Genomic DNA, 12,921 nt, shown 5'->3' with positions numbered 1-12,921 from the left:
ATGAAAAAACATTTAACACTCCTTGTTCTCTGTTTGATAGTTTGTTTGACATCCCGCGCGCAAAAGTTGATGAACTCAACCTTAAGCGGCGGAGGTGTCAGCAAGATGGTCAACGGACGGTATTTTTCAGGTGTAGTTGGCCAAACCAGCGTCGCGGGTTCCTATAAAAATGGGAATATGGCTATCCGACAAGGGTTTAAACAACCAGGTATTGGGGTGATGTATAAAACTCAGCCCGTGCCTTCTGTGACGAATCCCAACAAAGATCCGGCGGATGACATCGTCTTCACAGCCTTTCCCAATCCCTTTTTGGATCGGGTAACCATTTCTCTCTCGGATGTGATCGATTATCCTACTCAAATCATGATTTACGATTTAGTTGGAAACCCAATCTTCGAAAGGTCATTTCCTAACCTGATTAAAGAAATTGAAATTACCAATTTAGGCACCTTACGCGCGGGACAGTATATTTTACATATCACCCAGAAAGGCAAGCCAACCACAATGGTTTTAGTTAAACAGTTATAAGATATTAGTTCAGTCCATTAAAATTTTTAAGTTATTTTTAGAACTAGGAATACCCAAAGCTAATTCTCTTTGAGAATTAGCTTTATTGTTTTTGGCCTATCCCCTATTAATTCGTAAATTGAAACTATATTTTTGTTGACTTTGGATTCACATTTCCCCCTTCCCGCTCATTTCGAAGCCATCTTTCATGAGGCTGCCATTGGGATTATCGTCACCAATGCCTCCTTTGAAATGATCCTCTCGAATGAATATGCCCATAAACTTTTTGGCTATTCCGGGGAAGAACTTCAAGGACAAAATATCGCCATCTTAATCCCGAATCATCTTAAATCAAGACACGAAGGTCACTTAAGTAAAATCAACCACAGTCCAGTCTCCCGTCCTATGGGCGTCGGTCTGGATCTCAAAGCCAAACGCAAAGACGAATCCCTCTTCCCTATTGAAATTTCGCTAAGTCATTTTAAATCAGGGGACGACATGTTTTACATCGCCTTCGTGAGCGATGTAACCCTGAAACGTAAGGTAGAAATGGAATTGATTCTGCGTAATCAGGAAATCAACCAACTCAATGAATCGCTCGAGGCGGAAGTCGAACATCGTACCCAAGCCCTGAAAAATACCTTGGAGAAATTGGAGTTACAGACCCAAGAACTCGAAAGCTCCCTGCAAAAGGAAATCGAATTAGGTGATCTGAAAACCCGTTTCGTTTCCATGGCTTCCCATGAGTTTCGCACACCGCTTACCTCCATCCTATCTTCCGCGTCCTTAATCGAGAAATATAGCCAAACGGAAGATCAAGGAAAACGAAGTCAACATATCCAACGAATCAAATCGTCCGTTGCACATCTTACTGAAATCCTCGAGGAATTCTTGTCGGTCGGTAAACTCGAAGCCGGTAAAGTTGAGGTTCGCCCGGATCAATTTGACATTGCCGAATTCCTAAACGATCTCGTGACCGAATTAGACGGAATGCGTAAACCCGGTCAAACCATCGAACTACATATCGAAGGAGATTTGGCCGAATTTACCTCCGATACATCTATGCTGCGAAAAGTACTTTTGAATGGACTTTCCAATGCGCTGAAATTCTCGCAAAGAACCGTTTACCTCAAAGCGAAACGCGATGAGCTACATTTGAGCATTCAAATCATTGACCAAGGCATCGGAATCAGTGAGGCCGATCAAAAACATTTATTCGAACGATTCTTCCGAGGAGGCAATGCGAATGTCATTCCGGGTACCGGGCTTGGTCTACACTTGATGGATCGGTATATGCGCCTCTTGGGAGGCGAATTGACTTTATCGAGTGAACTCGGTCTCGGAACTACGTTAACCATTAAATTACCCAATTTGAGCCATGCCAACTAAAATACTGATCATAGAAGATAATAGCGATATCCGCGAGAACACCGCAGAATTATTGGAACTTTCCGGTTATCAAGTCGAAAAAGCCTCCGATGGAATCGAAGGGGTTCGCTTGGCGAAAAGTACCTTGCCCGATGTCGTCATTTGTGATATCATGATGCCGAATTTGGATGGCTTTGGTGTTTTGCAAGTATTCTCGAATCACCCGGAACTAGCGCGCATTCCCTTTATTTTTCTAACTGCTAAAACCGATCGAGCCGACATGCGTAAAGGCATGGAAATGGGTGCCGATGACTACCTGACCAAACCTTTTGAGGAAGTTGAACTTTTACGCGCCATTGAATCCCGTTTGAAGAAACAACGCCCCGCCACGGTACCTGCCGAAGTAAATCCATCCGAAATCGCCTTTGCCGAGGAGGCCTTATCCTTCTTGGATTTCGAGAACTATAATGCCGAGAAAAAAAATCAAAACCTGCCGAAGAAAGCACTGATTTACCACGAGGGTGATACGCCTAACCGGCTGTATTATTTAGTGAAAGGAAAAGTCAAAACCTATCATACGAATCGGGAAGGCAAATATTTTATTACCTCTTTCGTTAAGCCAGGAGAATTCTTTGGTTTCGTCGATGTCTTGGAAAATCAAGCCTATCGGGAATCCGCGGAGGCGCTCGAAGATGTACAAATTTTGAGTATTCCCGTTCGTGATTTCAAAGATAAATTGACGCAGAACATTCACATTGAGATTCATTTCCGCAAGGCATTGACTGGCTATTTATTGACGAACGAAGCCATTCTTTTCTCCATGGCCTATCAATCGCTTCGTAAACGTGTTGCACAAGCGCTGACTGAGTTAGTTAAAACCTACGGTGCCTCAACTGACGGCCCCGTTACCATGCGATTATCCCGAGAAGACCTTGCATCCCGCGTAGGTACGGCGACGGAATCCGTTATTCGTACGTTGAGTGATTTCAAAAAAGAAGGTTTGATGGATGTAAAAGGAGGCGAAATGACCATTCTTAAACCCAACGAATTAGCGAATCTTAAATACTAGAAAAGGGATGGCAGATGATTGGGCTCAAGGGAGAATGCTGTAAATAAGCTGATTGCGTCATGGCAATTCCCCAGGCTCCTCTGAATAAGAGCAAAATTGCCACTGCCCAGGCAATGTATTGGATAACATGATTGTAGTGGCCTACTTTATTCATCCCCCAAAGCGTGAGTTTCAGAGCTGGCAAGGTCGCAATTCCAAAGGAAATCATGCATAAAGCTCCCAGCCAAGCATGGGCTTGCAATAAGGCGATACTCAATCCACCCAATACCAATCCACAGGGTAACAAACCATTGCTCATCCCGAGAAAGAAATAGCCTAAGTGACCTAATTTCTTTCCAATCGAAATCAAAAATTTCCCTAAGCTTTGATGTAAAAATTTCAGTAAATGGTCGCCTATTTTCTTGCTCAACAACAAGACTAAAACCAATCCTGTAAACAGGTAATAGATATGCCACCAAGCTGGAAAAAGCCAAATGGAGCCAATTTTTGAAACAAAAAATCCCAAAATTCCATACATGAATAATCGTCCGAAGGTGTAAATCCACATTCGACTGGTTTGTATACCTCGTTGTTCAATTTGCTGCATAATCGGTCCACACATGATGGCGCAATGCCAACTTCCTGCTAAACCAATAAAAAAGGCATAATACCACGTATTCATTATTTCTTATTCGAGACGATACGATCTTCCTGGAGATAGGTTTTCCCATTCACCTGCCAGGTAATTGTTCTTTTCCATGGGCCGGGAACCAAAAAGTTCGTTGGCATTGTCCATATTTTACCCAATTTCTTTTCCCAGCCAATCTTTCTATCAAGCGTCGCATTAGACGGTCGGAAAAATTGTACGCTCGCTGATTCACAATCCTTGGGTAATTGGATCAATAAAAAATCATCATTGGCAATCCGCTGAACGCTAATCTGGTGCTCTTGCGGTATAGCTTGATTTTGCAAATTGATCTTTTTCTGATAGGCTTGCCCATCTGCATAGTAATTTTCTCCCACCAATTCGATCTTTTCGTGCGACATATGGATGTAGAAATAAGCCATAAATGCTCCAAAAAACACAAAGGTGAGAATGATTCCATGTCCCCAATGCAGGCCTTTTTTTGTTTGATTAATATCCATCAGGTTGTATAAAGCTTGTTTTTAATGTTTCTTCCTTGCCCTCTCCATTGCGTATGTGTATCGAGATTTTCTCTCCTTGTTGCCAAGCCCCCATTTTCGTACGAATGAAAAATTCCGTTTTGACTTGCTTACCCTTTTGAACCTGCTTGATACCCTCCCCAATCCAAATAAGTTCAAGCGGTTTGTCGACGCGCACGCTAAATTCCTGGTCCTCCATCGACTTATTCAGTATTTCTAAATTATAAATATTGCTCACGGTATGCAATTTTTCATCTACTTGAAAAGTCATGCCGGGTGTTCTCAATAACGTGGATTCCCAATTTCGACGAGTAATTAATAAGTAACCGAGTATCCCGAGAATCAACAACAATACGGTCGTATAGGCACCAATGCGTAGGTTAAATTTAAGTTTGGTCCCTGAATTGACCCCATTCAACGAATCATAACGGATGAGTCCCTGGGGCTTCTCGATTTTTTCCATGACTGCATCACAGGCATCAATGCAGGCGGTGCATCCGATGCACTCCAACTGATTACTGCCGTTTCGAATGTCAATGCCCGTGGGACAAACGCGCACACACCAGTGGCAATCAATACAATCCCCTTGGGTTTCCGATTTATTAGCTTTTCCTCTAGGTTCACCACGCTTGTGATCATATTGAACCAAAATGGAATTGTTATCTAATAAAACGCCTTGCAGTCGGCCATATGGGCAAACCACCATACAAACCATCTCACGAAACCGGGCAAATACAAAATAGAACACGGCTGTGAAAATGAGCATCGCGGAAAGTCCCTTGATATGCTCCAACGGATTTCCTTGCACGATTTGTAACCATTCTTGCTTACCAATAAGGTACATCAAAAAGGTATTTGAAATCGTGAAGGCAAGTAGGACGAACAGCGTATGCTTGCTCCCTTTTTTAAGGATTTTCTCCTGAGTCCAAGGCGATTCATTCAAACGTCTTTGAGCCTTATCATCTCCCTCAATCCAATATTCAATCTTCCGGAAAAGCATTTCCATGAAAATCGTCTGAGGGCAAGCCCAGCCACACCAGATCCGACCAAAAAGCACGGTGAACAGACTGATGAATATTAGGAAACAAACCAAGCCCAAGGCCACCAAATGAAAATCCTGAGGGAAAAAAGGTACGCCCCAGAAAATGAATTTTCTTTCTAAGACATTGAATAAAAAGATGGGTTGGCCCTTATGCTCGAACCACGGCAAGCCGAATAATAGCGCTAATAAGACATAGGAGACATAGCTCCTATATCGATAAAATGGACCGATGACACGTCCTGGATAAATCCACAGGCGTTTACCATCCTTGCTCTGGTTATAGAGATGATTACGAAAATCATCATTTTCAATACTAAACTGGGACATAAAAAAGAAGGTCCGATGTGAACCGGACCCTTTAAATTAGTTGAAACGAGGAGGTTCTTCCCGTAAGGTACTTTTATGCAATATTTTGTACAGCGGACAAATTCGATAAATTCCAGTAAGTCCAATAATAAGGGCTACTGCGTAAGCACCTAGACTAAAATCATTTGGAATTATCTTAGCGTAAGCTAAAATGATGATAACCGCTGAAATGGAAAATCGTACGATGCGATCCATTTTTCCGACGTTTTTTTTCATTTTGATATAGAGTTTAAATTTAGTTAACTTCTTCACCTTGTGGTTCTTTGGCCCCGGCAGGATTCGTTCCTTGTAGCGTTAAAATAAAGGAAGCTACTTTTTGCACCTGCAAAGGATTCAATGTTTTTTCCCAAGCGATCATACCCTTTTCGGGTACGCCATGCGTAATGGTCTTGAATAAATCCTTGATGCCACCTCCGTGTATCCAAAATTTATCCGTCAAATTAGGCCCCACGCCTCCCTGACCCTTATCGCCATGACAAGCTACGCAATTTGTTGAATAAATCTGAGAACCCTCTGTTAAATCTTTCGCTGACGTAGATGCGCTAACATTATCTTCATTAACTGAATTTGCAAATTGTTTCATGTAGGCTTCACGTGCCTTTTCTGCGATGGCTACCTCATTTTTATATTCAGATTCCTGAATATTTCCATCTTGATAGATATGATAATAGCCTAAGTAAATGACGCCAAAGAGGATTGTGAGGTAAAACAAATACATAAACCAGGGCGGTGTAGGATTATCCAATTCCGCAATGCCATCGTACTTATGTTCCATCAATAACTCCCCTTCTTGCTCCAAAGGTTTCAAGCCCTTAAATTTCTCCCACCAAGATAATTCCTCCTCCGGGTGAACTGCGGGATTGTGAGTTAGTTTCTTGACTGCTGCGTTCAGTTGTAAAGTCACAACCAAAATGATGATCCCCGTTAAGAAGATCAAACTAATCAGCCATATTTCCATCAATGTTAAAGCCATAATAATCAATTTTAATTCTGTTTTACGATTCGCTATTTCTCAAAGGGTAGATTTTTCATCCGATCCAAATGCTTGCGATCCATCCAAAACATGTAGATGCCTACCGCGGTAAAAAATACCATGAAGGTCAATAAAGAGAATATCATGTAAGAGTCAGCTCCTGGGATATTCGATATAAATTGCTTGAACATAGTTTATTTATTAGCGATGTCTGTTCCTAATCTTTGTAAGTAAGCAATCAAAGCAATGATTTCTTTGTCCGCTCCTACTTTAATCTTTTCAGCGGCCAATCGAGCTTGAATCTCCTTGGATTGCGTCGTTAAATCGGCAACCGCATGTTGGATTTGACTTTCATCATAGGGAACCCCCAATTTTTTCATGGCCTTCAATTTGTCTTGCGTCTGGCTCGTATTTAGACTTTGCTCATACAACCAATCGTAGGATGGCATAATCGAACCCGGCGACATGGATTGAGGATCACGCATGTGGTGATAATGCCAAGAATCGGGGTATTTACCTCCCTCACGATGCAAATCAGGGCCCGTACGCTTCGATCCCCATAAGAACGGATGATCGTAAACAAATTCCCCTGATTTCGAAAATTCACCATAGCGCTCCGTCTCCGAACGGAAAGGGCGTACCAATTGCGAGTGACATCCCACACAGCCCTCACGGATATAAATATCTCGACCCTCTAATTCCAAGGAGGTATAAGGTTGAACCGCCTCAATGCTTGGTACATTTGATTTGACCATAAATGTAGGAATCAATTCCACCAAGGATCCCACCAAAATCATAATCAAGGATGCAATCAATAATTGTATCGGTTTGCGCTCAATCCAACGGTGCCAATGTGCCCCCGCTTCGCTTTCCTCTGTCACCGACAATGGTGCTGCTTCAGCTGCTTCATCTGCTAATAATGTCCCTTGTGCCATTGTCTTGAATAAGTTGTAGGCCATGATAATTGCCCCAACTAAATACAAGGTTCCACCCACCGCACGCATCATGTGCATGGGTAAAATTTGCAATGTGGTATCCAAGAAGTTACCATATTGCAAGGTTCCCTCTTCGGTGAATTGTTTCCACATCATTCCTTGTGTAAATCCAGAGATGTACATCGGAATGGCATATAAGGCAATTCCAATCGTTCCAATCCAAAAGTGGGTTTTGACTAATTTTTCAGAAAACAGCGTAGTTTGGAAAATGCGAGGGATCAACCAATACAACATGGCAAAGGTTAAGAAACCATTCCATCCCAAGGCTCCCACGTGAACGTGTGCGACGATCCAGTCGGTAAAGTGCGCAATCGCATTAATATTTTTTAAACTCAACATTGGGCCCTCAAAGGTGGCCATACCGTAACTGGTAATTCCCACCACCATAAATTTCAATATGGAATTTTCGCGTACCTGATCCCATGCACCGCGTAAGGTCAATAAACCATTAATCATACCTCCCCAAGACGGAGCAATCAACATAATCGAAAATACCACGCCAAGGGATTGTGCCCAATCTGGTAAACTAGAGTACAACAAGTGGTGTGGCCCCGCCCAGATATAGATAAAAATCAATGCCCAAAAGTGGAGTATTGATAGACGGTACGAGTACACAGGGCGATTCGCCATTTTGGGTAAGAAATAATACATTAAACCTAAAAAGGGCGTTGTTAAGAAAAAGGCCACCGCATTGTGTCCATACCACCATTGAATCAAGGCATCCTGTACCCCGGCATACACGTAATATGATTTAAATGCCGAAATGGGTAATTGCATCGAGTTCGTCAAGTGCAATACTGCAACCGTAATAAACGTAGCAATGTAAAACCAAATGGCTACATACAAATGACGCTCACGACGCTTGAAAATCGTTCCAAACATGTTGACGCCAAAGGTCACCCAAATCAAGGTAATCGCGATATCAATTGGCCATTCTAATTCCGCATATTCATGCGAAGAAGTGATTCCCAAAGGCAAGGTAATCGCTGCCGATACGATGATTAATTGCCATCCCCAGAAATGAAGATTAGACAAGAAATCACTAAACATGCGGGCTTTCAATAAACGCTGTAAGGAGTAATATACTCCGGCAAATATGGCATTACCCACAAAAGCAAAAATGACCGCATTCGTATGCAAGGGACGAATACGACCAAATGATCCATATTGAGTGATGTTGGCTGCCGGTTCAACGAGTTGGGTGGCGATGATTACGCCGACCAGCATCCCGACAATCCCCCAGATGATCGTCGCAATCGCAAAGTTTCGAACAATTTTATTGTCGTAGGTAAATTGTTCCAAATGGGTAGACTTTGTGCTCATAAGCAATTATTTAGTATTTGTACTCTCTTTTTCTTCCATTAAAATGCGCATACCCGGCGTAATCAAATCATCTTGCTGCCCGGAACGTATTGACCAAACAAAGGCAAACAGAAAACCTATCGCCATTAGTAGACTCAATCCAATCATGACATACATAATTTCCATTATCCTTCATTTAGTACCTCAAAATTCTATGTATATGTGCGTAAAAAACATGACGCTAATCACCTTTAATTCTAGATAAATATGATTTCAATCGCCTTCCCTCCAGATTCATCCCAATATTGGCAATCAACAACATACTTATTGAGTTAACGGGCATAAGGATGGCGGCGATGAGCGGAGAAAGATTTCCTTGCACCGCATAACTTAAGCCAAACAGATTGTAAACGAGTGATAGCAAAAAGCTTGCTTTGATTAGCTTCAGGCCATATTTAGCAAACTTGAAAAATGCTGGTAAATGGATTAACTGGCTACCGCTTACTATTCCATCACTCGATGGTGTGAAATGAAGATGATCCTCCGAGACTGCAATGCCTACATGTGCCTGCTTTAATGCGCCTGCATCATTTAAACCATCCCCGACCATGGCTACTTTTTTTCCTTTAGATTGTAACCGTTGGATAAAATTCATCTTGTCCATCGGGCTACATTCAAATTGATAATGCGACGAATCGGGAAACCAATCCAATAATGTTCCCGCATGATTTTTCTTATCCCCCGACAGTAAATACACCTCGTAGTTGGCCTGCATCGCATGAAGCATATATTCCACGCCCGGTCGATTTGCCCACGGAAATTCGATGTACCCTATTCGCTCCTCGCCGATCCGAATAAACAATTGACTTTCCGAACGGATGAAATCCTGTTGTTTGGGCAATGCATGGCCGGTAAACCGGGCATTGCCAATTTGAAATAGAATTCCATTTAGGGTTAATTCCAAACCCTTTCCCATTTTTTCCTGCATCGAATTCAATTCAATCAACTGCGCTTTATTTTCCTCGGTCAGGAATTTGGTCAGTTGGCGCGACATAGGGTGCGTCGACTGGTTGACCATTGAATAAATCACATTCCACTCCCAGTCACTTACTTCACGATTTAAATGTAGGCTTGGTTTTTCATCCGTATGCAAGGTTAGTGTTCCTGTTTTGTCGAAAACCACTGTATCCACTTGGGATAAGCGTTCAAAGGCTTGTATGTCTTTGATGAAGAAGTTGAATTTAGCGAACCAACGAATTCCGTGTCCTAAGGCAAACGGATAAGATATCGCCAATGCACATGGACAAGCGATGACCAATACACTCACCACGGCATTTTGCCATTTGGTAGGATCTTGTTGGAACCAATAAATTCCAACCCCGGCAGCTAAGCTTAATAAGACGATGGTGAAATACATCCCAACTTTATTAGCAAAATTTTCCCAATTCTCCGTCTTATGTAAGGGGTCCTTGAACGCCTGCTGTTCCCATAATTGGGTTAAATGACTCTGATTTAAGGCTTTTTTTATTTCGATTTCGATCAAATCGCCATGATGACGGCCACCCGCATACATACTATTGCCGGCCTCTAATGCGATGTATTCACTTTCTCCGGTCACAAAACTATAATCCATTTGACTTTTTCCTTTGACTAAAATGGCGTCTGCAGGTATAATCTCTTGGTTTCGGATAATAATATGATCCCCTACCGCGATTTCTTCCAATGGACAAGTGACTTCTTTGCCTTCCATGAATTTGCTGATGACTAAGGGGAAATAGGCTTTGTAATTTCGTTCGAAGGAAAGAAAATCGAAGGATTTTTGTTGGAACCATTTACCGATCAACAGGAAAAATATCAATCCCGAAACGGAATCTATATACCCGGCTCCAGTATGGGAAAACACTTCATAAACACTGCGGGAATAGCCTACCACGATACCTAATAATATGGGTAGCTCGATGGTTAATTTACGTAATTTCAAATGCGACCATACATTGGAAAAATAATCCGAACCCGAGTAAAATACAGCGATGGTACCTAAAGCGATGTTTAGGTAGCCAAATAGACTTTTTAAATCCCCAGATTCAATTCCTAGATACTCGGGAAAGCTAAAAAGCATGGCGTTTCCGGCACAAAAACCAGCAATGCCTAATTTGAGAAATAAACGAGTTTGTTGGCCCGTCTTCTCTTGTTGATTCGTTTGCTCTTCCCCCGAATCAATCAAGGGCTCATACCCCAAACTTGCCAGTAAACTTGCCAACGAACCTAAATTTGTATGGCTCTCTCTAAACCAAATGGTTAACTCTTTTTTGCCAAAGTTGAGGCTTGATTTGACAACGGCCGTTTCGATTCGATTCAGGTTTTCCAATAAGTATAAGCATGATTGGCAATGAATCGCGGGTAAATGAAAATGAACTTTCGAAACTCCATTACCTGAAAAACTGATTAGAATATCTCGAAAATGAGGATGATTTAAAAAATCAAAGTTTTGTGCAGAGGGTGTCTTTCCAGGTTTGATATCGCAGGTATAATAATCCCCCAATGCATTCGAAGAGAGTAATTGGTAGACCTGTTCGCAACCATGGCAACAGAATGCCTTTTCTTCAAAAAGAATAATTTCTTCGGGGCAAGTCTCACCACAATGAAAACAGCTCGTCTTTGTTTCGATTTGAGGTATTTCAAGATCCAGCATGCGAATGATTTATTTACTCAACAAAATTGCTTCTAAACGGTCAAAGAGAAATTGACCAATCGCACCCCTAAACATGAGGATTATCATAATTTAACTGGTTGAATGCTTCTACTTTTGGGAAGTCAAAAAGACGAGGCATGAACGAATTGTTGGAAACAAGCAAAAAAGTACTGGCGAGTGGTATTGAGATCAATTATCTCGGGGATGAGTTTTTATTCCGTCAGGGTCAAAAGGCCGAATTTGTTTTTTACCTACAAGGAGGCTCACTTCTATTGGATTGGCCTAATGAGAATAAGCGTGTGACCGTGATTGATAAGCCAATTTTTATCGGAATTGATGAGGCGATGCATGGAGATAAATATGCTTGCTCGGCAATGACAACGAAGGAATCCACGTTTTTGGTTTTTGATCGATCTTACTTCAATCAATTAATCACGGAATTCGATCAAGCTAAATCGTATTTTGAAGCGATGCACTTGGATTTTATCCAGCAAATCAAGCAATTAGAAATCGCCTAAGATAGGTGTACAATATAGAGTGGTAAGTTAAATGGGTACAAGCACCTGCCAGATTTTATCTGGCAGGGCTTTTTATTTTAGTGGGCTATCTTTTTCCTTTTTTAGCGTATTATATACGAGCTTATCCATGAGACTATTGGCCCATTTGTTTAGGAATACAGTTAATTTACCCTGAAAAGTTAAGACCAAGGTCTTTTTCTTTTGCTCATATGCCTTTCGGATTTCGAAGGCAACCTCTTCAGCACTCATCATTTTTTCCTCTTCCCGCATACTCTCACCGGCAACGGATCCGTCGGCCGTCAAGGAGGCATTACGTATATTCGAGGCTGTGAATCCAGGGCATGCCGTTAACACATGAACTCCCGTGCCGATTAACTCGGTTCGAAGGGCTTCTAAAAAGCCATTCATCGCGAATTTAGAGGCTGAGTAACCGGTTCTTACGGGTAGTCCGCGATATCCTGCAATGGAAGAAATACCGATGATTCCGCCTTGGCTAGTTTTTAAATAGGGCAAAGCGGCATGGGTGGCATAAACCGTTCCCCAGAAATTAATATCCATCACTTGTTTCAAGACTTTCAAATCAACGGTCTCAAACATGGAGCGCATGGAAATCCCCGCATTGTTAATGAGTAAATCGATTCGCCCGAATTTCGTTACCACTTCGTTAATCATAGCTCGTGTTTGTTCCTCGGAACTACTGTCGCAAACGATGGGATGAGCATTTATTCCAGTCGAATTTAATTCGGCTGCTGCAGTGTTAAGATTGGCTTCGTTACGACCTGTTATGAAAACAATGGCCCCTAGGTTTCCATATTCGTAAGCGAGGGCCTTTCCAATTCCTGAACTTGCCCCTGTGATGATAACAACTTGATTCTTCATGCGCGTTAATTTCTTTGCGAAGTTAAGGTTTTATCGGGAATTGGTTGGCGTGCCCGCCAAAAGCCGT

At 42.1% G+C, this 12,921-nt stretch carries 14 protein-coding genes; 4 read left to right on the top strand and 10 right to left on the bottom strand.

All coding sequences use genetic code 11. The features are described 5' to 3' along the window. The 3 genes from ACMH5P_RS02555 to ACMH5P_RS02545 all read left to right on the top strand — a co-directional run bounded on the left by ACMH5P_RS02555 (nt 1) and on the right by ACMH5P_RS02545 (nt 2,944). Nucleotides 1-528 (top strand): T9SS type A sorting domain-containing protein, encoded by a 528-nt coding sequence (locus ACMH5P_RS02555; protein ID WP_459492745.1) that lies wholly within the window; start codon nt 1-3, stop codon nt 526-528. Nucleotides 529-669: 141 nt separating this feature from the next. Then, on the top strand, nt 670-1,896 hold the full coding sequence (locus ACMH5P_RS02550; protein ID WP_459492744.1) for a PAS domain-containing sensor histidine kinase: 1,227 nt from the start codon (nt 670-672) through the stop codon (nt 1,894-1,896). Continuing rightward, nucleotides 1,886-2,944: a response regulator gene (locus tag ACMH5P_RS02545; RefSeq protein WP_459492743.1), complete on the top strand. Its 1,059-nt coding sequence runs from the start codon at nt 1,886-1,888 to the stop codon at nt 2,942-2,944. The genes ACMH5P_RS02550 and ACMH5P_RS02545 overlap by 11 nt, the downstream gene beginning before the upstream one ends. Here ACMH5P_RS02545 and ACMH5P_RS02540 read toward each other — a convergent pair. From ACMH5P_RS02540 to ACMH5P_RS02500, 9 genes are read right to left on the bottom strand one after another with little or no spacing between them, the layout of a single operon-like run. Continuing rightward, nucleotides 2,934-3,605 (bottom strand): sulfite exporter TauE/SafE family protein, encoded by a 672-nt coding sequence (locus ACMH5P_RS02540; RefSeq protein ID WP_459492742.1) that lies wholly within the window; start codon nt 3,603-3,605, stop codon nt 2,934-2,936. The two genes, ACMH5P_RS02545 and ACMH5P_RS02540, sit on opposite strands and share 11 nt — an antisense overlap. Continuing rightward, nucleotides 3,605-4,069 (bottom strand): FixH family protein, encoded by a 465-nt coding sequence (locus ACMH5P_RS02535; protein ID WP_459492741.1) that lies wholly within the window; start codon nt 4,067-4,069, stop codon nt 3,605-3,607. The genes ACMH5P_RS02540 and ACMH5P_RS02535 overlap by 1 nt, the downstream gene beginning before the upstream one ends. Then, nucleotides 4,059-5,456 carry a cytochrome c oxidase accessory protein CcoG gene (ccoG, locus tag ACMH5P_RS02530; RefSeq protein WP_459492740.1) on the bottom strand — a complete coding sequence of 466 codons (1,398 nt, stop codon included), beginning with the start codon at nt 5,454-5,456 and terminating at the stop codon, nt 4,059-4,061. The genes ACMH5P_RS02535 and ccoG overlap by 11 nt, the downstream gene beginning before the upstream one ends. Before the next feature lie 36 nt (nt 5,457-5,492). Further along, nucleotides 5,493-5,711 (bottom strand): YgaP family membrane protein, encoded by a 219-nt coding sequence (locus ACMH5P_RS02525; protein WP_459492739.1) that lies wholly within the window; start codon nt 5,709-5,711, stop codon nt 5,493-5,495. Between the two features lie 19 nt (nt 5,712-5,730). After that, nucleotides 5,731-6,468, bottom strand: a complete 738-nt coding sequence (locus ACMH5P_RS02520) for a cbb3-type cytochrome c oxidase N-terminal domain-containing protein (protein ID WP_459492738.1) — start codon at nt 6,466-6,468, stop codon at nt 5,731-5,733. Nucleotides 6,469-6,500: 32 nt separating this feature from the next. Beyond that, nucleotides 6,501-6,659, bottom strand: coding sequence for a hypothetical protein (locus ACMH5P_RS02515; RefSeq protein ID WP_459492737.1), 159 nt, complete (start codon nt 6,657-6,659; stop codon nt 6,501-6,503). Nucleotides 6,660-6,662: 3 nt separating this feature from the next. After that, the gene (gene ccoN / locus ACMH5P_RS02510) at nt 6,663-8,786 is read right to left on the bottom strand and encodes a cytochrome-c oxidase, cbb3-type subunit I (RefSeq protein WP_459492736.1); all 2,124 of its coding nucleotides are present in this window, start codon (nt 8,784-8,786) and stop codon (nt 6,663-6,665) included. Between the two features lie 6 nt (nt 8,787-8,792). After that, complete coding sequence (ccoS, locus tag ACMH5P_RS02505) at nt 8,793-8,951, bottom strand: cbb3-type cytochrome oxidase assembly protein CcoS (protein ID WP_459492735.1); 159 nt, start codon at nt 8,949-8,951, stop codon at nt 8,793-8,795. 55 nt (nt 8,952-9,006) lie between these two features. After that, a complete protein-coding gene (locus tag ACMH5P_RS02500; RefSeq protein WP_459492734.1) occupies nt 9,007-11,457 on the bottom strand; it encodes a heavy metal translocating P-type ATPase in 2,451 nt (816 codons plus the stop codon). 137 nt (nt 11,458-11,594) lie between these two features. Between ACMH5P_RS02500 and ACMH5P_RS02495 the strand changes: the two genes are divergently transcribed. Then, on the top strand, nt 11,595-11,975 hold the full coding sequence (locus ACMH5P_RS02495; protein WP_459492733.1) for a cyclic nucleotide-binding domain-containing protein: 381 nt from the start codon (nt 11,595-11,597) through the stop codon (nt 11,973-11,975). A gap of 72 nt (nt 11,976-12,047) precedes the next feature. Here the strand turns inward: ACMH5P_RS02495 and ACMH5P_RS02490 are convergent, their stop codons facing one another. After that, complete coding sequence (locus ACMH5P_RS02490) at nt 12,048-12,854, bottom strand: SDR family oxidoreductase (RefSeq protein ID WP_459492732.1); 807 nt, start codon at nt 12,852-12,854, stop codon at nt 12,048-12,050. Nucleotides 12,855-12,921: the final 67 nt, after the last annotated feature.

The sequence above is a fragment of the Aquirufa sp. 5-AUSEE-100C1 genome, from assembly GCF_054558655.1.
Note: the sequence above shows the minus strand (reverse complement) of the source record. Positions and strands in the feature narration are given on the sequence as shown.